Here is a 20546-nt window from a genome sequence, read left to right on the forward strand (position 1 = left end):
GAGGCAGCACGTGCAGCAAGCAACGAGCGCACCGTCCGGCGCCGGAGTCTGGTTCATCGGAGCGCGCGGTTCGGTCGCCACCACCGCCATGGCCGGCTGCGCCGCCGTCGCCGCCGGGCTCCAGCCGCCGACGGGCATGGTGACCGAGACCGAGCCGTTCGCCGACGCGGGGCTGCCGGCCCTGCCGTCGCTCGTCTTCGGCGGCCATGACACGGCCGGCTGTCCGCTGCCCAAACGGGCGGAAGCCCTGACCGGCGCGGGCGTCCTGCCACCCGGCCTGGCCGCGGCCGTACGGGCCGAACTGGAAGCCGCCGATACGGAGATCCGCGCCGGCGGGCCGCTGCCGGGCGACCGCCGCGACGACGAGGAGCTCATCGCGGCCTTCGCCGCCGACATGGCGGCTTTCCGCGGCCGCCACGGCCTCGCCCGCGTCGTCGTCGTGCATGTGGCCTCGACGGAGCCGACGCCCGCGGCAGACGCGGCACGGCTGCCGCCCAGCTCCCTCTACGCGGCCGCCGCGATCCGCGCCGGCTGCCCCTATGTCAACTTCACCCCCTCCACAGGGCTGCGGACCCCCGACCTGACCGAGGCCGCGGCAGCCCGCGGTCTTCCCCACGCGGGCCGCGACGGCAAGACCGGCCAGACGCTGCTCCGCTCCGTGCTCGCGCCCATGTTCCTGCAGCGCGCCCTGTCCGTACGGGCCTGGTCCGGAACGAACCTCCTCGGCGGCGGGGACGGGGCCGCGCTCGCCGACCCGGCCGCGGCCGCCGCGAAGAACTCCGGCAAGGAACGCGTCCTCGCCGACACCCTCGGCCACATCCCCCAAGGGCAGGTCCACATCGACGACGTCCCCGCCCTCGGCGAGTGGAAGACGGCCTGGGACCATATCGCCTTCGACGGCTTCCTCGGCTCCCGCATGGTGCTCCAGACCATCTGGCAGGGCTGTGACTCGGCCCTCGCCGCACCCTTGGTGCTGGACCTGGCCCGCCTGGTCGCCCGCGCCCACGAGGCAGGCCTCACCGGCCCGCTGCCGGAGCTCGGCTACTACTTCAAGGACCCCGACGGCGGCCCGGCCTGCCTCCCCGCACAGCACACCCGGCTGCTGGCCTTCGCCGAACGCCTGAAGGCAGCCGCCGTGCAGGGCCCGCCTGAGAGGGCCGCCCGATGAGGCGGCGGGCCCGCGCGGGGCTGCGCGCCTGGGCGGAACTCCTGCGCCTTTCCGCGGCGTTCACCGTCCCCGGCGACGCCCTGGCCGGTGCGGCCGCCGCCGGACTGCACCCCGGCCGCGGCACGGCCCACGCCATCGGGGCCTCCCTGTGCCTCTATGAGGCGGGCATGGTCCTCAACGACTGGGCCGACCGCGACGAAGACGCCTTCGACCGCCCCCACCGCCCCCTCCCTTCCGGCCGCGTCACCCCCGCCGCGGCCCTCACCGCCGCCGTCGCCCTCACCGCGGCCGGTCTGGCGTGCGCCGCCCGCGCAGGCCGCCGTCCTCTCGCCGTGGCCACCGCCCTCACGGCCACGGCCTGGTCCTACGACCTCTGCCTCAAACACACCCCCGCGGCCCCCGCCGCGATGGCCGCGGCCCGCGCCCTCGACCTCCTCCTGGGCGCGACCGCCACCCCCGTCCCGCCCGCATGGCCGGTGGACACCATCCCGGACGCACCCCGCGCACGGGCCGTACTCGGCGCGGCGCTCACCCTCGCCGCCCATACGTACGCCGTCACCGCCGTGTCCCGGCACGAGGCGCACGGCGGGTCCACGGCCGCGCCGCTCGCCGCGCTGGCGGCCACCGCCGGGGCGGCGGCGCACCTCGCGCGGGCCCCGCTGCCCGGTGTCCTGCGGGGCGTGCTGCCCGGCGCCCTGGCGGGCGTCTATCTGCGCACCGCGGGGACGCCACTGCTGCATGCCGCTCTCCACCCCTCGCCGCAGCTCACCCAGCGGGCCGTCGCAGGAGGCATCCGGGCCATGATCCCGCTCCAGGCCGCACTGGCCGCCCGGGCAGGCGCCCGGATCTCCGGGACCGCCCTGATGGGCCTGGCCCCCCTGGCCCGCAGACTCGCGCAGAAGGTGAGCCCCACATGATCCCGCTGCGGCTCGGCTACGGCACCAACGGCCTCGCCGACCTCCGGCTCGACGACGCCCTCGCCCTGCTCGCCGACCTCGGCTACGACGGCGTGGGACTGACCCTCGACCATATGCACCTCGACCCGCTCGCCCCCGATCTCGCCGTCCGCACCGCCCGGCTGGCCCGGCGGCTGGACGCCCTCGGCCTCACCGTCACCGTCGAGACCGGCGCGCGGTATGTGCTCGACCCACGCCGCAAACACGGCCCCTCCCTTCTCGACCCGGACCCGGCGGACCGCGCGGCCCGCCGTGAACTCCTCACCACCGCCGTACGCGTCGCCGCGGACCTCGGCGCACACGCCGTGCACTGCTTCAGCGGCATCACCCCCGACGACACCGATGCGGACACCGCCTGGAAGCGGTTCGAAGAATCCCTCACCCCCGTCCTGGCCGCCGCTGACGCCGCCGGCGTCCCGCTCGCCGTCGAACCCGAACCCGGTCACCTCCTTTCCACCCTCGACGACTTCCACCGTCTGCGCCGCGCCCTCGGCGGCCCCGCCCCGCTGGGGCTGACCCTCGACATCGGCCACTGCCAGTGCCTGGAGCCGCTGCCGCCCTCCGACTGCGTTCGCGCCGCCGCGCCCTGGCTGCGGCACGTCCAGATCGAGGACATGCGCCGCGGGGTGCATGAACACCTCCCCTTCGGCGAGGGTGAGATCGACTTCCCGCCCGTCCTCGACGCCCTGGCGGCGACCGGGTATCGCGGCCTCACCGTCGTCGAACTTCCCCGTCACTCCCACGCGGGACCCGGACTCGCCCGCCGCTCGATCGAGTTCCTCCGCGCGGCGGACGCGGCCCGTGCCGCCCGCCGCATGAACGGAGCCCAGACATGAACCCTTTGACGCATACAGAACTCGCCGGCCGGCTGGACGGGCCCGCCAGCGCCTGGCTGGACGACGCGCTCGCCGAAGCCGCCGCCCACGCGGCCGCCGGGGCCGCCGGGGCCGATAAGATCACTGCCGCCGCCGCGCCGCCCGCCCCGCCGTCCCGCATCCCGCTGTGGGAGGTGCGGTTCGCAGCGGCCGGCCGCTGCTGCGGACCGGAGCACGCCGACGCCGTACGCACCCTGCTCCTCCAAGAGGCCCACGCGGACCTGGACACCCTCACCCGTCTCTACCGGCAGGGCGCCGCCGCCGAACGCCGTGCCGTACTCCTCTCCCTCCCCCTGCTCGTCGAATCGCCCGCCGCCCTCCCGCTCGTGGACGACGCCCTGCGCACCAACGACACCCGCCTCCTCACCGCCGCCCTCGGCCCCTATGCCGCCGCCCACCTGGACCCCCACTCCTGGCGGCAGGCCGTCCTCAAGTGCCTCTTCACCGGGGTCTCGCTCGACCATGTCGACCAGCTCGCCCTGCGCGCCCGCGGCGACGCCGAGCTGGCCCGCATGCTCACCGACTACGCGGCGGAGCGCACCGCCGCCGGCCGTCCCGTGCCCCCGGATCTGCACCGGGCACTCGACCTCGCACTCGCCCCCGCGAAGGAGGACTGATGCGCATCTTCGACCCGCACATCCATATGACCTCGCGCACCACCGACGACTACGAGGCGATGTACGCGGCCGGAGTGCGCGCCCTCGTCGAGCCCTCCTTCTGGCTGGGCCAGCCCCGCACTTCGCCCGCCAGCTTCTTCGACTACTTCGACGCGCTCCTCGGCTGGGAGCCCTTCCGCGCCGCCCAGCACGGCATCGCCCACCACTGCGCCCTCGCCCTCAACCCCAAGGAGGCCAACGACCTCCGCTGCACCCCCGTCCTGGACGCCCTGCCCCGCTATCTCGTCAAGGACTCCGTCGTCGCCGTCGGCGAGATCGGCTATGACTCCATGACGCCCGCCGAGGACACCGCGCTGGCCGCCCAGCTGCAGCTCGCGGCCGACCACGGCCTGCCCGCGCTCGTCCACACCCCGCACCGCGACAAGCTCGCCGGACTGCACCGCACCCTCGACGTACTGCGGGAGTCCGCGCTGCCCGCGGACCGCGTCCTGCTCGACCACCTCAACGAGACAACGGTCAAGCAGGCCGCGGACAGCGGCTGCTGGCTCGGCTTCTCCATCTACCCGGACACCAAGATGGACGAGGACCGCATGGTGGCCGTCCTCAAGACCTATGGAACCGAGCGGATCCTGGTCAACTCGGCCGCCGACTGGGGCAGAAGCGACCCCCTCAAGACCCGGCGGGTCGGCGACGCGATGCTCGCCGCCGGCTTCGGCGACGCCGACGTCGACCAGGTCCTGTGGCGCAACCCCGTCGCCTTCTACGGCCTCAGCGGCCGTCTCCGGCTCGACGCCTGCCAGCCGGGAGCCCTCCACGAGGGCAACTCCATCCTCCGCGGCGGCGAATAGGGAGCCGGCCCGATGCGCTTCCGGCACCCCGACGGCACGACCGTCCATCTCTCCTACTGCACAAATGTCCACCCCGCCGAGACCCTCGACGGCGTCCTCGCCCAGCTCCGCGACCACTGCGAGCCGGTCCGCAGACGCCTCGGCCGGGACAGGCTCGGCATCGGCCTCTGGCTCGCCAAGGACGCCGCCCGCGCGCTCGTCGCCGACCCCGCCGCGCTGCGCTCCCTGCGTGACGAACTCGACCGGCGGGGCCTGGAGGTCGTCACTTTCAACGGCTTCCCCTATGAGGGATTCGACGCGCAGCAGGTCAAGTACCGCGTGTACCGGCCCGACTGGTCCGAGCCCGCACGCCTCGCCCACACTGCCGACCTGGCGCGTCTCCTCGCCGCCCTCCTCCCCGCCGACGTCACGGAAGGGTCCGTCTCCACCCTGCCGCTCGCCTGGCGCACCCGGTACGACACCGCCGCCTCCCGGGCGGCGCACCAGGCGCTCGCCACCCTCGCCGACCGCCTCGACACCCTGGAAGAGCTCACCGGGGCCGCCATCCGCCTCGCCCTGGAACCCGAACCCGGCTGCGCGGTGGAGACTGCCGCGGACGCCATCGCCCCCCTCGCCGCCCTGGCCAGCCCCCGTATCGGCCTCTGTCTCGACATCTGTCATCTCGCCACCTCCTTCGAAGATCCGAAAACCGCCCTCGACGCGCTGACCGCCGCCGCCATCACCGTCCCCAAAGCACAGCTGTCCGCCGCACTCCACGCCGAGCACCCCCGGCGGCCCGAGGTACGCCAGGCGCTGGCCGCCTTCGCCGAACCCCGCTTCCTCCACCAGACCCGCACCCTCACCCGGCCCCTGCGGCCCGGGGAGACCCCGTCCGCCGCCGGGCTGCGCGGCGCCGACGACCTCGGCGAAGCCCTCACCCCGGGGGCCCTGCCCGACACCGCCCCCTGGCGCTCCCACTTCCATGTCCCGCTGCACGCGCCGCCCGCGCCGCCGCTGACCTCGACCCTCCCCGTGCTCCACGACACGCTGGCCCTGCTGGTCGGCGGGCCCGCCCCGCTCACCCGCCATCTTGAGGTGGAGACCTACACCTGGCAGGCGCTGCCACCCGGCTCACGCCCCCGCACCCGTGCCCAGCTCGCCGACGGAATCGCCGCCGAACTCTCCCTGGCCCGCGAGCTGCTGACCGGCCTCGGCCTCAAGGAACTCCCCTGAGACACCGTGAAGGAGCCTTTGTGAGCGACACCCCGCGCCGCCCCGCTCCCCTCCTCGTCCTGGACGTCGTCGGCCTCACCCCCCGCCTGCTGCGCCGTATGCCCCGCCTCCAGGCCCTGGCCCGCACCGGCTCCCACGCCCCTGTGACCACCGTGCTGCCCGCCGTCACCTGCACCGTCCAGTCGACCTTCCTCACCGGCGCGCTCCCCGCCGAACACGGCATCGTCGGCAACGGCTGGTACTTCCGGGAACTCGGCGACATCCTGCTGTGGCGTCAGCACAACGGGCTGGTCGGCGGAGACAAGATCTGGGACGCCGCCCGCCGCGCCCACCCCGGCTACACCGTCGCCAACATCTGCTGGTGGTACGCCATGGGCGCCGACACCGACATCACCGTCACCCCCCGGCCCGTCTACTACGCCGACGGCCGCAAGGAGCCCGACTGCTACACCCGGCCCGCCTCCCTCCACGGCGAACTCACCGCGAAACTCGGCGTCTTCCCCCTCTTCCAGTTCTGGGGACCCGGCGCCGGCCTGGTCTCCAGCCGGTGGATCGCCGAGGCCACCCGCCACATCATGCGCACCCGCGATCCCGATCTGACGCTCTGCTACCTCCCTCACCTCGACTATGACCTCCAGCGCTACGGCCCCGACGACCCCCGCTCCCACCGCGCCGCCGCCGAGCTGGACGCCGTCATCGCCCCACTCCTCGACGACGCGGCCCGGCAAGGCCGCACCGTCGTCGCGCTGTCCGAGTACGGCATCACCCCGGTCAGCCGCCCCGTCGACGTCAACCGCGCCCTCCGCCGCGCGGGCCTGCTGGAGGTCCACGCCCAGGACGGCATGGAGTACCTCGACCCCATGGCGTCCCGCGCCTTCGCCGTCGCCGACCATCAGGTCGCCCATGTCTACATCCGCCGCCCCGAAGACCTCGCAGCCGCCCGCGAGACGCTCGCCGCCCTGCCGGGTGTGGAGCGGCTCCTCGACGACGAAGGCAAGAAGGCCCACGGCCTCGGCCATCCGCGCTCCGGAGAGCTGATCGCCCTGGCCGAGCCCGACGCATGGTTCACGTACTACTACTGGCTCGACGACGCCCGGGCCCCCGACTTCGCCCGGCTCGTCGACATCCACCGCAAACCCGGCTACGACCCCGCTGAGCTCTTCCTCGACCCCGAAGACCCCTGCGTACGCCTCAGGGCCGCCGCCGCCCTCGCGCGCAAGAAGCTCGGCATGCGCTACCGCATGGCGGTGGTCCCCCTGGACCCGTCACCTATCCGCGGCAGCCACGGCCGCCTCCCCACGGGCGACGACACCGGCAACGGTCCGCTCATCGTGTGCTCCACCCCCCGCGCCCTGTCGGGCCGCATCGCGGCCACCGACGTCAAAACACTGCTGCTCCGACTCGCCGGCCTCCACTGAATCCGGCCTCCACTGAATCCGGCCTCAACCGAAGCCGGATTCCACTGAACCACACACCGCCGACAGCGAGGAGTTATCCACAGCCGCCCGTCGACGTACCGGCGACTGGCCCCGCAGCAGGCGAACGGCTGCCGGCATTTTCCCCGACCACCGCCTCATGCCGTATCCCCGTACAGGCCCGCCCGGCGGCCCTCAGCTGATGCCCTGGCGGTCGGGCAGCAGCGCGAACTCCCGCTCGGCCGCCTCCGGAGCCGTACGCGCCACCGCCTGCACCAGCAGCGCGCGATGCCGCAGCAGCGGCTCCTTCCGGTCCCCGGGCGCGATGCGCAGCAGATCGTCGATCCCCGCCAGCAGCCGCCGCGACACCTGCGGGTTCCCCGCCGCGCAGCCACGGATCTCGGCGAGCCCCAGATCGACCAGATCCGCCCACCCCGGCACGCTCTGCACCAGCCGCACGGCGCCCCGCGCATCCCGGTGGTGCACCGCGCCGAGCGGCTGGTCCGCCAGCGCCGTCAGAAACTGCACGATCCGGTCCAGACACTGCACGGCGGTGGTCGGGTCGTTCACCCCGGGGGAGAGTGCCCGCAGCGCGATGTCGGACAGCTGTCGCAGCCCGAACCCGAGGTCCTGGTGAAAGGTCCGGTCCACCCCGACGGACACCGTGTACGCCAGCATCCGCCGCGGCGGCTCGCCCCCGCCGTGCACGGCCAGCACCGGCATGCCGCGGACCAGATAGTCCCCGATTTTGGGAATGAGCCGCAGCACGACTCCCTGCCGACGTGCCGCCCGCACCAGCCGCGCCACATTCACATCCCGCAGCACTCCGGCCCGCCCCCGGTAGAGGATCACCGCGCTCTCCGGCGCGAGCGGCTCCCGCTGCAGCGGTCCGCCCGGATGGCGGAGCAGCGTCCGGAACGACTCCCGGGCAATCCGGTCCACCACCGGTCCCACCTGCATCAGCCGCAGTGTCGCCGTCACATAGGCGATGAACAGCAGCAGACTCAGCCCGACCAGCACCAGCGTCACCAGGGACTGCACAAACGGCACCGAGGTGACCCGCTCCAGCGGGATCTCGCTCTCATACGAGGTCAGCACCAGCAGCGAGAACGCGAAGGTGGCCAGGAAGACCGTGAGCGTCAGCTTGGTGATCCTGCTCCGTACGAAGATCCGTACGATCCGCGGGGTGAACTGCCCGCTCGCCATCTGCACGGCCACCAGAGAGATGCTGAACACCACGCCGATGAACGTCATCATGGCCGAGCTGACGGTCGTGACGATCGTTCTGGCGTCGTCGGCGAACGCGACCAGATCGGCGATCGCCGCGAAGTCCCCCCGCTCCCGGAGGAACTCGATGAACTCCCTGTCGACCTCCGCCGCCGCCCACCACAGCATCGCGGCGGCGACCAGGCCGGCGGTCGGCGTGAACCAGAGGGTGTCCCGCAGATGCTCCCGCAGCGGAGAAAGCGTGCGGGGCCGCCGAAGACGAGGGGAGCGGTGCGAACGCCGCGAACGAAAAGCCACGATCCGACGCTATCCCCACGAAGAGCGACAGCCTCGGCACACACGGTGCACACCGCCGCCCAGTCGCCGGTTTCCCCCCGCCGCACCCCGCTGACCACGGGATATGCAGGTGAGGAGCACCCGGAACCCCTGGTATTGTTGTCCATGTCGCCGCGGGAGACCGCGGGCGGTCACCAAGTCCGGGTGGCGGAATGGCAGACGCGCTAGCTTGAGGTGCTAGTGCCCTTTATCGGGCGTGGGGGTTCAAGTCCCCCCTCGGACACCAGCTAAGACCCCAGTGCATCTGGGGTTTTTCTGTATGACCAGATGGACCAGCCGTACCAGGCGCCGGGGGTCGATTCCGACAAGGGACGGACACATGGAGTTCCGGTTGCTCGGCACTGTCGAAGCGCATCACGCGGGACGGGAAGTCGACATCGGACACCCCCGGCAGCGAGCCGTCCTGGCCATCCTCCTCACCGAGGCCAACCGGGTGATCACCGCGGACCGGCTGCGCGACCGGCTCTGGCCGTACGATCCGCCGTCCGGCGCCCCGCGGACCCTGCACAGCTATCTGTCCCGGCTGCGCAGCGCGCTGGCCGCCGCCCCGGATGTGAATATCGAGCGCCGCGCCGGCGGCTACCTGCTGAGCGTCGACCCCCGCACCGTGGATCTGCACCGGTTCCGTGAGCTGACGGCGCATGCCCGCAGCGCGGAGGGGTCCCGCGTCGAGCTGTTCGACGAGGCGCTCGCACTGTGGCGGGGGCCGGCGTTCGACGGGCTCGATCTGCCCTGGCTGCTGGACACCCGCGCCGCGCTCGCCGCCGAGCGCCGTGCCGCCCGGCTGGACCGCAACGACGCCCTCCTCGACGCCGGAGACCACACCGCCGTACTGGCGGAGCTCGCCGGAGAGGACGGCGTCGACGCCCTCGACGAACGCCTCGCCGCCCAGTGCATGCTGGCGCTCTACCGCGGCGGACGGCAGGCGGAGGCGCTCGACGCCTACGAGCGGCTGCGCCGCGCCCTCGCCGAACGACTCGGCAGCGACCCCGGGCCCCAGCTGCGGGAACTGCACCGGCAGATCCTCACCGCCGACCCCGCGCTGCTCACCCGGCCGCAGCCCGCGGCGGCGCTGTCCCAGCCGCCGGTCCCGCGTCAGCTCCCGCCGCGGCCCAGCGGCTTCACCGGCAGGGACGAGGCGCTGTCCCGGCTCTCCGAGGCCATGCCCGTCACCGTCGTCAGCGGTCCCGGGGGCGTCGGCAAGACCTGGCTCGCCCTGCGCTGGGCGCACGGCGCCCGTGCGGCCTTCCCCGACGGCCAGCTCTATGTCAACCTGCACGGCTTCGACGCGTGCGACACGCCCACACCGCCCGCGGAGGCCCTCCGCCGGCTGCTGGAGTCGCTCGGAGTGCCGGGGGACGCCATCCCGCCGGATCTCGAGGGCAGGACCGCGCGGTTCCGCAGCCTGCTGGCGAACCGGCGCATGCTGGTGCTGCTCGACAACGCACGGGACAGCGCACAGGTCCGCCCGCTGCTCCCCGGCGGCGACGGCTGCACCACGCTGATCACCAGCCGCCACCGGCTCACCGCCCTGGTCACCGAGTCCGGCGCTGCGCATCTGACCCTCTCCGCGATGAGCGCAGAAGAGTCCCATGCCACCCTCGTCGGAGCGCTGGGCCCGGCGCGGCTCGACGCCGATCCCGGCGCACGGGCCGCACTCGTCGCCCACTGCGGCGGACTGCCCCTGGCGCTGAGCATCCTCGCGGCCCGCGCCGCCGCGGAGCCTGAGCTGCCGCTCGCCGCGCTGGCCGCGGAACTGAGCGACGACCGCACCCGGCTCGACGCGCTCGACACCGGGGAACTGCACTCCGGCCTCCGCGCCGTGCTGACGGCCTCCGTCAGCGCCCTCACCCCGCAGACGGCGCGGGTCTTCGCCCTGATGGGGCTGATACCCGGCGCGGACTGGGCGCTGCACCCGCTGGCAAGCCTGGCCGCCCTGCCGCCCGCGGCCTGCCGCCGGGCGGTGCGCGAGCTGCTCAACGCCCATCTGCTGGAGCAGTACGCACCCGGGCGCTACCGGTTCCACGATCTGACGGGGCTGTACGCGGCGGAGCTCGCCCCGGACCCGGACTCTCCGGAAGGGGCCGCGGCCCTGCGCCGGTTCACCGATCACTACGCCTTCAGCGTCTACCGCGACTCCGCCTATCTCCGCATGGCCGTCCACTTCGACGGGGACGCCGGCCCCGCCCCGGACGTCGTGGTCGAGAACCATACGGAGGGCGACACACTCGTCGACTGGTTCACCGCCGAGTACGACTCCCTCCGGACCGCGCAGTCCATCGCCCACGATCACGGCTGGCAGCAGCCGCTGTGGATGCTGGCGCTGCCCATCGCCTACCACCAGCTGATGCGCGGCCACACCGAGGCCAGCCTCGCCTCCAGCCGCAAGGCGCTGCTCGCCGCCGAGCGCCTCGGCCTCCAGGCCGCGGTCAGCCAGGCGCACCAGATGCTCGGCCTCGCCCTCTTCTCGGCCACCGGCGACGACGATGCGGCGCTGCGGTCGCTGCACGAGGGCCTCATCGCGGCCGAAGCCGCCGACGACGCACTGGTCAGGGTGCAGGCGCGGTGGGCGCTCTGCTCGGTGACGTCGTCGCTGGAACAGCATGAGACGGCGCTGTCCCATGCCCGCGAGGCCCTCGCCATCGCGGAGAAGCTCGGCATGGACCTCATCGTCGGCATGAGCCTGAACACCGTCGGCTGGTGCCTGGCCCAGCTCGACATGTACGAGGACGCCTACACCCACTGCGAGCAGGCGCTGCACCGCCTGCCGGACGGCACGACCCGACTGCTGACCGGCCATATCCGCGAAAGCCTGGGCTATATCTCCTCCCGCAGCGGCCGTCTGCACGAGGCCCTGCACCACTACGACGCGGCGGTCGCGATGTTCGCGGCCGGCCGGATCGACGTCCACCTGGCCGAAGCGCTGCTGTCCCGGGGCGAGATCCACCATGCCCTCGGCGATCTGGACCAGGCGCACCGCGACTGGCAGCGCGCCCGTGACCAGCACCGTTCCCGCGGGGACAGCCGCCGGGAGGAGCGGGCGACGGCCCTGCTTGCGACGCTGACCGCAGCCGGCGGCCTGGCCTGATTCAAGCTTTCCTCAACATCGCCCCAAATCCCGTGTGTGAAGATCGCGTCATCGGCCGAACCGCCGCCGCACCAGGTGCGCGGCCGGCTTCCCGTGTCGTCCAGGAGAGCCGCGGGGGTGTTCTCCTGGACGGCTCCCACGGGGGCCCACGGCTCCCACGGCGCTCACGGAGGCCCACGGCGCTTACAGGGCCCCGCGGAGCCTTCGCTCTTCTGGCCGATCAGCCGCTGAACTGCCGACGCACCAGCTCGTGCAGACGCCCGCCCGGGTCCGCGAGCAGCTCCGCGGGGCGGCCCTGCTCGACGATACGGCCGTCCGACATCACGAGCAGGCGGTCGGCGTCGAGGACCGTGGACAGCCGGTGGGCGATCACCACGCGGGTGGCGTTCAGGGCGCGGGTGCTGTCGATGACGCGGCGCTGGGCAGCGTTGTCCAGGGCGCTGGTGGCCTCGTCGAGGAAGAGGACGCGGGGGCGGCGGATCAGCGCCTGGGCGATCATCAGGCGCTGACGCTGGCCGCCGGAGACGGCGCCGGCAGCGGAGATCATGGTGTGCATGCCCATGGGCATACGGCGGATGTCATCGGCCAGGCCCGCCATCTCGGCCGCCTGCCAGGCCTCTTCCTCGGTGAAGGGCTCAGCGCCGCGGATGCAGTCGAGGAGCGAGCCGGTGAAGGGCTGGGCGTTCTGCAGCACGACGCCGCACTGGCGGCGCACCGCGGACTGGTCGAGGGCGGCGAGGTCCTGGCCGTCGTACAGGACGCTGCCGGACGACGGGCGGTCGAAGCCGATGAGCAGGCGCAGCAGGGTGGACTTGCCACAGCCGCTGGGGCCGACGACGGCGACGAACTCGCCGGGGGCGATGTCGAGAGAGACGCCGTCGAGGACGAGAGGACCGTCGTCGGCATAGCGGAAGGACAGCTTGCGGGCCTCGATCGCGCCGGTGAGCGCGCCCGGCTGGGTGCTGGCGCCGCGGACCTCCGGCAGTTCCCGCAGGATCGGTCTGATCTGTTCGAACACCGGGAGCGCGGCGGCGGCCGAGACGAGGGCGCCGGTGAGCTGGGTGACCGAGGCCAGCATCATCGTCACCGCCGTATGGAAGGTGAGGAACTCCCCGGCCGTCAGACTGCCGCGCGCGGGGCCCGCCAGCAGCATGAACATGATCAGCGAGCAGAGCGGCAGATAGACGGCGTCGAGGACCGTGAGCACATTTCTGACGCGGCCCGCCCTGCGGTGCAGCTCACGGCTGCGGGCGAACTGCCGCGCCCACGCCGCGTAGGCGAAGCTCTCAGCCGCCGCGACCCGCAGCTTCGGCAGTCCGCGCAGCGTCTGGAAAGCCTGGTTGTTCAGCTTGTTGCCGAGGACTGTCAGGCGGCGCTGCCAGCGCAGCTGCCACAGCCCCAGGGCCAGGAAGACCGCGCCGATGACCAGCAGCATCGTCAGCGCCGCCAGCGCGAGCGGCACGCTGTAGTACAGCAGCAGGACGAGGTTCATCGTGCCGACCGCGCTCGCCTGGACCACGACCGGGCCCACGCCGGACAGCATTCTGCGGATCGCGCTGACGCCCATCGCCGCGCTCGCCAGCTCGCCCGTGGAGCGTTCGGCGAAGAACCGGGTCGGCAGCCGCAGCAGCCGGTCCCACACCGCCGGCTGCAGGACGGACTCGATCCGGCCCTCCAGACGCAGCACGGTGAGGTTCTGCATCAGCATGAAGGCGGCCGAGACGACACAGGCCGCCATCACGGCGACCGACACCTGCACGATCAGGCCGGTCTGCCCGCCTGGGACATAGACGCCCAGGATCTGTCCCGTGGCGATCGGCACAAGAGCGCCCAGAGCGACGGACACCAGACTCGCCAGTGCCAGCCGGCGCAGTTCCGGCCGGGCGCCGAAGAGGCTGAACCGCAGCAGCCGCCAGACGCCGACGGGCCGTTCGGGCAGCGGCCGGTAGAACATGACGGCGCGGGGCTCGAACTCCTCCGCGCTGTCCTCGTCGATGCGCACCCGCGTGCCGCTCGCCGGATTCACCGCCTCATACCGTCCGCGCCGCCACAACAGCGCGACCGGCGCACCGGACTTGGCCCGGCAGCCCACCAGAGGGCCGGCGTTCTCCCGCCACCAGCGGCCCTCCAGCCGCACCGCGCGGGTGCGGATGCGGGAGACGGCCGCGATGCGCTCCACCGCGCCGGTCCGGTCGTCGGCGGGGTCGCCCTTCGGGGGCTCGCTCAGCGCGATCCCGCAGGCCGAGGCGACCACCCGGCACACCGCGTACACGGCGTCGTCGGAAGCGGCCGGAGTGCGGGCGGCCGCCGTACGGCGGCCCGGACCGCCGATCGAGGCGAGCAGCGCCTGATCGGCCCGGGCCCGCACCTCCTCGCCCGCCTTGATGCCCGCAGCCGCCCGGTCCTCATGGGCGCGTTCCAGCCGCTCGATCCACCGGTCAAGACCCGCCAGCAGCCGGTACTGCTGATCGACCAGCTGCTGCCACAGCGCGCCGTCGACGAGCAGCTCCCCGGCCGCGTCCGCGCTGAAGGCCGCCCCGTACTGCACACTGCCGGGGCCCACCGGCGGCCACAGCACGTCGTCGTCGGCGGCCGACGGCTCGTCGGCGGCCGCCCGGCCGTCCAGCGGCGCCTCGAACAGCACCCGCTGACCGCGGCCCACGCCGAGGGCGACGGCCTGCTCCAGCAGGCTCAGCATCCCGTCGTGACCGCCGTACACAACGCCGTACACCCTGTCGTACGCGCCGGGGAAGCCGCTCTGCTCCGGCGGGCGGCACAGCTCCCGCAGCGGGATGCGCCGCAGCTCGCACCCCCGCGCGGGGCGGCCGACGAGCGTGTGCCGCGGCCCTTCGACCGGCCCGAGCAGCAGCGTGCCCGCCTCCAGCCGGCCGAGGAAGTGCCAGTGCCCCTGCGCCGCGGCGTCCACCGCGAACAGATCGAGCGCCCCGCCGGCCACCAGCCACAGCACCTGAGGGCCTTCGAGCGGCACACTGCGCAGCCCGGCGCAGTCGACGGGCGCGCCGAGGGAACCCAGCGCGGCGAGCACCGTGTCGCCGCCGGGCGCGGCGGGGGAGTGCGGTACGGGGATCACTTCAGCGCTCCCTGATCAGCGCGGCGTACGCGCCCCGGGCCGCGAGGAGTTCCTCGTGCCGGCCGCGCTCCACTGCCGTGCCCTGGTCCAGCACCACGATCTCGTCGCTGTCGCGGACCGTGCTCAGCCGGTGGGCGATCACCACACAGGCACAGCCCCGCCGCCGCAGATTGTCGATGATGACCCGTTCGGTCTCCGCGTCCAGCGCGCTGGTCACCTCGTCGAGCACCAGGACGCTGGGGCGGCGGACCAGCGCACGGGCGATCTCCAGACGCTGCCGCTGTCCGCCGGAGAAGTTGCGCCCGTCCTGCTCGACCCGGCCGTGGACGCCGCCGGGCCGCCGGGCGATCACCTCGTACACGGCGGCGTCGCGCAGCGCCTCGATCACATCCTCGTCCGGGACCGACGGATCCCACAGCGCGACGTTGTCCCGCACCGACCCCTCGAAGAGGAACACGTCCTGGTCGACGAAGGAGACGGAGGCGGCGAGCTTGCCGCGCGGGATCTCGTCGAGGCGCTGTCCGTCGATCCGGATCGTCCCCTCCCAGGGCGCGTACAGACCGGCGATCAACCGGGACACCGTCGACTTGCCGCTGCCGGAGCCGCCGACGAGCGCCACCTGCCGGCCGGGTCCGACCGCGAGGGAGAAGCCCGTCAGCAGCGGCTTGTCGAGCGGGCTGTAGCCGAAGGTGACGTTCTCCAGGGTCACATGGCCGTGCAGCCGCCGGGTGTCCGGCAGCGCGGGGGAGGGGCCGCGGCGGGTGTAGAGCGGATCGGCGGGGAAGCCCTCGACGTCCTTGAGCCGGGCCACATCGGCCGCGAAGTCCTGGATGCGGCTCGCCATGCCGTTCAGCCGGGTGATCGGCGCGGTGAAGCGGGTGACCAGCGCCTGGAAGGCCACCAGCAGACCGATCGAGATATGACCCTCCACCGCCCGCAGCCCGCCGATCCACAGGATCAGCGCGCTGTTGAGCGTGGCCAGCGTTGGCGCGACCACCGCGAGCGCCGCACTGGGCACGCCGAGCCGCTGCTGCTCCTCCAGCGTCGTCGCATGCTGTCCCGCCCAGCGGCGGAAGTAGCCGCTCTCGCCGCCCGTCGCCTTCATCGACTCGATCAGCTGGATGCCGGTGTACGAGGTGGTGGTCAGCCGGGCCGCATCGGCGCGCAGCTTCTGGGCGCGGGTGGCCCGCAGCCGTACGACGATCCGCATCGCGACCACGTTGAGCAGGGCGATCAGCACGCCGACGACGGTGAGCTGGGGGTCGTACGCCCACAGCAGCGCCGCGTAGAGGACGACGACGATGCCGTCCACGCCGAACGCCGTCAGATCCCGGGCCAGGGTCTCGGCGACCGCGTCGTTGGACTGCAGCCGCTGCACCAGATCGGCCGGGCTGCGCTGGGCGAAGAACGTCACCGGCAGCCGCAGCAGATGGCGGAGGAAACGGGCGCTGCTGAGCGTGGAGGAGATGATCCGGCCGCGCAGCAGATTCGCCTGCTGCACCCCGGTCAGCACCGCGGTCAGCGCGGTCAGCGCGGCCATCGACGTGAACAGGACCCCGAGCAGCGAGGTCTGCTGCCCTACCAGGAACATATCGACATAGGCACGGCTCAGCGCGGGCAGCGCCGCGCCGACCCCGACGAGAAGCAGGCTGGCGAGCAGCGCGGCGAACAGCGTGCCCGCCGTGCCGCGCAGCCGCGCCGGCACGGTGCGCAGCACCCCCGGCCTGCGGCCGCCGCGGCGGAAGCCGTCGCCGGGTTCCAGGACCAGCACAACGCCTGTGAAGCTGGTGTCGAACTCCTCCTCGGAGAGGAAGCGGCGGCCCTTGTCCGGGTCGTTGACATAGACGCCGCGGCGGCCGAGACGGCGGCCGGCCCCGTCGTAGACGACGTAGTGGTTGAACTCCCAGAACAGGATCGCGGGGGCCCGCACCCCGGCGAGCGCCGCCGGTTCCATCTGCATGCCCTTGGCGGTCAGGCCGTAACTGCGGGCCGCCTTGAGGATGTTGCTCGCCCGCGAGCCGTCGCGGGAGACGCCGCAGGCGATGCGCAGCTCTTCCAGCGGGACATGGCGTCCGTAGTGGGCCAGCACCATCGCGAGCGCCGCCGCGCCGCACTCGACGGCCTCCATCTGCAGAACGGTGGGGGTGCGGACGGTCTTGTGCCGCACCGGCGACGCCGTCTTCCGCGCCCGGCGGGACGGGGAGCGGCGCGACGGGGACCTGCGCGACGGGGACCGCCCGGAGGGCGCCGCTCGCCGTCCGCCGGGGGAGCGGCGGGACGCCGGCGCGCCGCGGCCCTCCGTGGGCTGTTCGGTCGCGGTCATGGCAGCAGCCAGTCGACGGGACGCTGTTCGGCCAGGTGTACGGAGCCGACGGCGGGCGTCATGGAGGCGAGCGCGTACGGAGGAGCCCCGTCCGACGACCAGACGTAGCCGGACGCGCCCGCGTCCGACCGCTCCAGCTCCACCAGCACCGGGACGGGCCGGCCCTGCCGCGAGAACTCCTCCCCGAGCTGGCTGTCGCCGAGGAACGCCGTGATCTGCCGCTGCGTCTGGGCGGTCCGGCCGATGGAGGCGACACGGCCGCGCAGCACGCCGTACCGCTGTGCCGGGACGGACTGGACGGTCAGATCGACGCGTGCCCCGACAGACACCGGCGGGCCGCTCCCGCCCGGGAGATACAGCATGGCCCGCAGAGGCGCGTCGGCGTCGTCGACGACCTCCACGACCGCCACGTTCGCACCGGTGGTCACCACCGCGCCGATGGTGGCGACCAGCGAGGTCAGCCGGCCGGCGGCGATGGTGCGGACGGTGCGGTCGGCGTGACCGGCGCCAGTGCCGGTGCCGGTGCCGGTGCCGTCGCCCTCGCCGTCGTCGTTGTCGGACGCCGGTGCACGGCTCCCGTCCGTGCGCACGGTGAGCAGCGGCGCGCCCGCGGGCAGCCGCTCGCCCTCTTCGGCGAGGACTTCGGTGATCTGCCCCGCTACCGGACTCTGCAGCACATAACTGCCCTGCCCGTAGGTGAGAATTCCCGGCACTTTGACCGTTGAGGAAACAGAGCCGTACATCGCCCACAAAAGGGCCGCGGTCATGGCCGCGACCGTGACCGTCAGCACAAGCCATCCCTGTGGGCGTGCAAACCGCACCGGCAGCTCCGTGTCCTCCGGCGACTGCAGCTTGGCAAGGGCTTTCTGACGGAATTGCATAAACTCTTCCCACTGATGCGCGAGCAGCGCGGCAGGCCCCGGAACATCAGGGATTCCGGGGCCTGCGAGCGGTGATTCTTACAGGCCGGCGACGAAGCCGGTGACCGCGGCGGTGTTGAGGCCGGCAGCCGACTCGACGCAGCCGGCCGCGGAGCCGGAGACGCCGGTGACCGGGGCGATGCCGTCAACGGCGCCGGTCACGTTGGCCACCACGGCGTCGGCGAGGTTGCACTGCAGACCGCCGGAGACGCTGTCGAGGTCGCTGTCGGAGATCTCCGCGGTCTCAATCCGGGGGGTGAAGTCCATGATCGAGCTTCCCTTCGTGTGGATGTTTCTCAATGGCGGCGGCCAGCCGGAGTCCGCCGGATGCCGAGCGGCCGCAACTGCGGTCGTGCGAAGCCGATATGAGGGCCCTTTTCACGCAACTCCCGCGGTGCGCAGGATCAAAGCACGCCGACGCGCCGGACAGCCAATCCGACGGCGGTCTCCGTGTGCTGCGTGCGGCGCTCAATTACGCCTGCGTGCAGGTGTGTCCACGAGCCGGTTTCGACTCCTTCACATGCTTCACCGCATGGATTCCGAACGGTCGGAGACCGGGCGCGGAGGCGAATCGGACACTCCCGAACGAAGGGCCAGCGATACGGCAGGGCCGGGGGATGGAGGGGTGTTCGTGTGCGGCGGTTGGGTGTTCGGTGTGCAGGTTTACGGAAGATGTGGTTCCGGCTACCCCGCCGGCGGCGGCGCGTGGGGCCACGAGGGACCCGTGCGCCGCAAGACGCGGCTCAGCAGCCGGGTCACCGCGGGCTCCGTCCACCGCGCGGCAACCGGCCCGAGGAGGACCAGAATCAGCACATACGCCGCGGCCATCGGCCGAATCCGCGGCTCCGCCCCGACCGTCAGACCCGCGATGACGATCGAGAACTCGCCGCGTGCCACCAGCGCCCCGCCCGCCCGCAGCCGGCCGCGCGCACCGACGAGGGCGCGGCCGGCCGCGTACCAGCCGGTGAGGATCTTGGTGAAGGCGGTGACCAGCGCCAGCAGCAGCGCGGGGACCAGCACCGGCGGAATCGCGCCGGGGTCGGTCGACAGCCCGAAGAAGACGAAGAACACCGCCGCGAACAGATCCCGCAGCGGGCTGAGCAGCTTGCGGGCTCCCTCCGCCACCTCGCCGGAGAGCGCGATGCCCACCAGGAACGCGCCCACGGCGGCCGACACCTGCAGCCGCTGTGCCAGCCCCGCCACCAGGAGCGTCAGACCGAGCACGACCAGCAGGAGCATCTCCGGGTCGTCGGAGGAGACCGCACGGCTGATCACCCTGCCGTGGCGGAGGGCCAGATAGACCACGACCCCGACCGTGCCCAGCGAGACGACCAGGGCGACCGTGCCGCCCGCGAGTCCGATGCCGGCCAACAGGGTGGTGAGCAGCGGCAGATAGACGGCCATCGAGAGGTCCTCGATCACCAGGATGCCCAGGACGGCGGGCGTCTCCCGGTTGCCGAGCCGCCCCAGGTCGGTCAGCACCTTGGCGACCACGCCGGAGGAGGAGATCCAGGTGACGCCGCCCAGAGCGAACGCGGCCAGCGGCCCCCAGCCCATCAGGAGCGCCGCGATCGCGCCCGGCAGGGCGTTGAGGGCGAAGTCCACGGCCCCCGACGGGTACTGCGTGCGCAGACTGCCGACCAGTTCGGTGGCGCTGTACTCCAGGCCGAGCATGAGCAGCAGCAGAATGATGCCGATCTCCGCGCCCACGGCGATGAAGTCCTCACTCTCGCCCAGCGGCATCAGCCCGCCGCGGCCGAAGGCGAGCCCGACGAGCAGATAGAGCGGGATGGGCGACAGCCCGAACCGTCCGGCGAACCGGCCCACCAGTCCGAGACCGAGGACGATGATCCCCAGCTCGATCAGCAGGACGGCCGTGTCATGCAAGGTCAGCCTCCGGTGATGATCTCCGCGAGAGCGTCCACGCCCTCCCTGGTGCCGACCGCGACCAGGGTGTCGCCCGCGGCGAACCGGAATGTCGGCCCGGGGGAGGGGAAGGCGCCGGTGCGGCGCAGCACGGCGACGATGGACGCCCCGGTGCGCGTGCGCGCCCGGGTGTCGCCGAGCAGCCGTCCGGCGTAAGGGGACCGGGAGCCGACGGGGATGTGTTCGGTGACCAGGTCGATGCCGTCAGTGCGTACGGCCTCGATGGGACCGGGATCGAGAAGGTGGGACATCGCGGCGGCCTCCTCCATGGAGAGGGGCACCGACAGCACGCAGGAGTCGGGGTCGTCGGCGTCGTAGAAGCCGAGGAAGCGACGGCCGTCGCTGTGGACGACGACCGAGAGACGCCGTCCGTGCTCCGTGGTGAAGTCGTACTGAACGCCGACTCCGGGCAGTGAGACACGACGTGTGGTCATGATCGCCTCCCAAGGCGCGGGGCCGGTCGCCATGGGGGAAGGCCGGACCCTGGAGAGTGCGATCAAGTCTACGGAGCCGCCGGGCCGCCGGCCTGCGGAGCGGACCCGCC

At 72.9% G+C, this 20546-nt stretch carries 15 protein-coding genes and 1 tRNA gene; 9 read left to right on the forward strand and 7 right to left on the reverse strand.

Annotated elements, in window-relative coordinates:
* Positions 1–10: 10 nt before the first annotated feature.
* The 7 genes from OF819_RS06755 to OF819_RS06785 are packed head-to-tail and all read left to right on the forward strand — an operon-like array spanning position 11 to position 7094.
* Positions 11–1168, forward strand: a complete 1158-nt coding sequence (locus OF819_RS06755; RefSeq protein WP_267242439.1) for an inositol-3-phosphate synthase — start codon at positions 11–13, stop codon at positions 1166–1168.
* Positions 1165–2085: an SCO3242 family prenyltransferase gene (locus OF819_RS06760; protein WP_267242440.1), complete on the forward strand. Its 921-nt coding sequence runs from the start codon at positions 1165–1167 to the stop codon at positions 2083–2085. The genes OF819_RS06755 and OF819_RS06760 overlap by 4 nt, the downstream gene beginning before the upstream one ends.
* The gene (locus OF819_RS06765; RefSeq protein ID WP_267242441.1) at positions 2082–2960 is read left to right on the forward strand and encodes a sugar phosphate isomerase/epimerase family protein; all 879 of its coding nucleotides are present in this window, start codon (positions 2082–2084) and stop codon (positions 2958–2960) included. Before OF819_RS06760 ends, OF819_RS06765 begins: the two co-directional genes overlap by 4 nt.
* Positions 2957–3616: an EboA domain-containing protein gene (locus OF819_RS06770; protein ID WP_267242442.1), complete on the forward strand. Its 660-nt coding sequence runs from the start codon at positions 2957–2959 to the stop codon at positions 3614–3616. The genes OF819_RS06765 and OF819_RS06770 overlap by 4 nt, the downstream gene beginning before the upstream one ends.
* Positions 3616–4464, forward strand: coding sequence for a TatD family hydrolase (locus tag OF819_RS06775; RefSeq protein WP_267242443.1), 849 nt, complete (start codon positions 3616–3618; stop codon positions 4462–4464). Before OF819_RS06770 ends, OF819_RS06775 begins: the two co-directional genes overlap by 1 nt.
* Before the next feature lie 12 nt (positions 4465–4476).
* Complete coding sequence (gene eboE, locus OF819_RS06780; RefSeq protein WP_267242444.1) at positions 4477–5676, forward strand: metabolite traffic protein EboE; 1200 nt, start codon at positions 4477–4479, stop codon at positions 5674–5676.
* A 20-nt stretch (positions 5677–5696) separates the two neighbouring features.
* Positions 5697–7094 (forward strand): nucleotide pyrophosphatase/phosphodiesterase family protein, encoded by a 1398-nt coding sequence (locus OF819_RS06785; RefSeq protein WP_267242445.1) that lies wholly within the window; start codon positions 5697–5699, stop codon positions 7092–7094.
* Positions 7095–7286: 192 nt separating this feature from the next.
* Here the strand turns inward: OF819_RS06785 and OF819_RS06790 are convergent, their stop codons facing one another.
* Positions 7287–8615, reverse strand: coding sequence for a DUF2254 domain-containing protein (locus tag OF819_RS06790; protein WP_267242446.1), 1329 nt, complete (start codon positions 8613–8615; stop codon positions 7287–7289).
* A 177-nt stretch (positions 8616–8792) separates the two neighbouring features.
* On the opposite strand from OF819_RS06790, the gene OF819_RS06795 reads away from it, so the two are divergent.
* Positions 8793–8880, forward strand: a tRNA-Leu gene (locus tag OF819_RS06795).
* A 93-nt stretch (positions 8881–8973) separates the two neighbouring features.
* Positions 8974–11742: an AfsR/SARP family transcriptional regulator gene (locus tag OF819_RS06800; RefSeq protein WP_267242447.1), complete on the forward strand. Its 2769-nt coding sequence runs from the start codon at positions 8974–8976 to the stop codon at positions 11740–11742.
* 220 nt (positions 11743–11962) lie between these two features.
* Here OF819_RS06800 and OF819_RS06805 read toward each other — a convergent pair whose 3' ends face one another.
* The 6 genes from OF819_RS06805 to OF819_RS06830 all read right to left on the reverse strand — a co-directional run bounded on the left by OF819_RS06805 (position 11963) and on the right by OF819_RS06830 (position 20436).
* Positions 11963–14833 (reverse strand): NHLP bacteriocin export ABC transporter permease/ATPase subunit, encoded by a 2871-nt coding sequence (locus tag OF819_RS06805; RefSeq protein WP_267242448.1) that lies wholly within the window; start codon positions 14831–14833, stop codon positions 11963–11965.
* A gap of 1 nt (position 14834) precedes the next feature.
* Entirely contained in the window at positions 14835–17156 is a 2322-nt protein-coding gene (locus OF819_RS06810; protein WP_416370481.1) for an NHLP family bacteriocin export ABC transporter peptidase/permease/ATPase subunit, read from the reverse strand.
* Positions 17153–18037, reverse strand: a complete 885-nt coding sequence (locus OF819_RS06815; RefSeq protein WP_267242449.1) for an HlyD family efflux transporter periplasmic adaptor subunit — start codon at positions 18035–18037, stop codon at positions 17153–17155. Before OF819_RS06815 ends, OF819_RS06810 begins: the two co-directional genes overlap by 4 nt.
* Positions 18038–18115: 78 nt before the next feature.
* The gene (locus OF819_RS06820; RefSeq protein ID WP_267242450.1) at positions 18116–18343 is read right to left on the reverse strand and encodes a type A2 lantipeptide; all 228 of its coding nucleotides are present in this window, start codon (positions 18341–18343) and stop codon (positions 18116–18118) included.
* 417 nt (positions 18344–18760) lie between these two features.
* Complete coding sequence (locus tag OF819_RS06825) at positions 18761–19963, reverse strand: cation:proton antiporter (RefSeq protein ID WP_267242451.1); 1203 nt, start codon at positions 19961–19963, stop codon at positions 18761–18763.
* A gap of 2 nt (positions 19964–19965) precedes the next feature.
* Positions 19966–20436 (reverse strand): cation:proton antiporter regulatory subunit, encoded by a 471-nt coding sequence (locus OF819_RS06830; protein ID WP_267242452.1) that lies wholly within the window; start codon positions 20434–20436, stop codon positions 19966–19968.
* Between the last annotated feature and the right edge of the window lie 110 nt (positions 20437–20546).

Source organism: Streptomyces sp. PR69 (assembly GCF_026420845.1).
Taxonomy (GTDB): Bacteria; Actinomycetota; Actinomycetes; order Streptomycetales; family Streptomycetaceae; genus Streptomyces.

What these genes read in the sequence shown, in the direction of transcription:
- OF819_RS06775 (WP_267242443.1), top strand. Translation starts at nt 3,616, where the DNA reads ATGCGCATCTTCGACCCGCACATCCATATGACCTCGCGCACCACCGAC.
- OF819_RS06770 (WP_267242442.1), top strand. Translation starts at nt 2,957, where the DNA reads ATGAACCCTTTGACGCATACAGAACTCGCCGGCCGGCTGGACGGGCCC.
- OF819_RS06830 (WP_267242452.1), bottom strand. Translation starts at nt 20,436, where the DNA reads ATGACCACACGTCGTGTCTCACTGCCCGGAGTCGGCGTTCAGTACGAC.
- eboE (WP_267242444.1), top strand. Translation starts at nt 4,477, where the DNA reads ATGCGCTTCCGGCACCCCGACGGCACGACCGTCCATCTCTCCTACTGC.
- OF819_RS06765 (WP_267242441.1), top strand. Translation starts at nt 2,082, where the DNA reads ATGATCCCGCTGCGGCTCGGCTACGGCACCAACGGCCTCGCCGACCTC.
- OF819_RS06810 (WP_416370481.1), bottom strand. Translation starts at nt 17,156, where the DNA reads ATGACCGCGACCGAACAGCCCACGGAGGGCCGCGGCGCGCCGGCGTCC.
- OF819_RS06760 (WP_267242440.1), top strand. Translation starts at nt 1,165, where the DNA reads ATGAGGCGGCGGGCCCGCGCGGGGCTGCGCGCCTGGGCGGAACTCCTG.
- OF819_RS06800 (WP_267242447.1), top strand. Translation starts at nt 8,974, where the DNA reads ATGGAGTTCCGGTTGCTCGGCACTGTCGAAGCGCATCACGCGGGACGG.
- OF819_RS06815 (WP_267242449.1), bottom strand. Translation starts at nt 18,037, where the DNA reads ATGCAATTCCGTCAGAAAGCCCTTGCCAAGCTGCAGTCGCCGGAGGAC.
- OF819_RS06820 (WP_267242450.1), bottom strand. Translation starts at nt 18,343, where the DNA reads ATGGACTTCACCCCCCGGATTGAGACCGCGGAGATCTCCGACAGCGAC.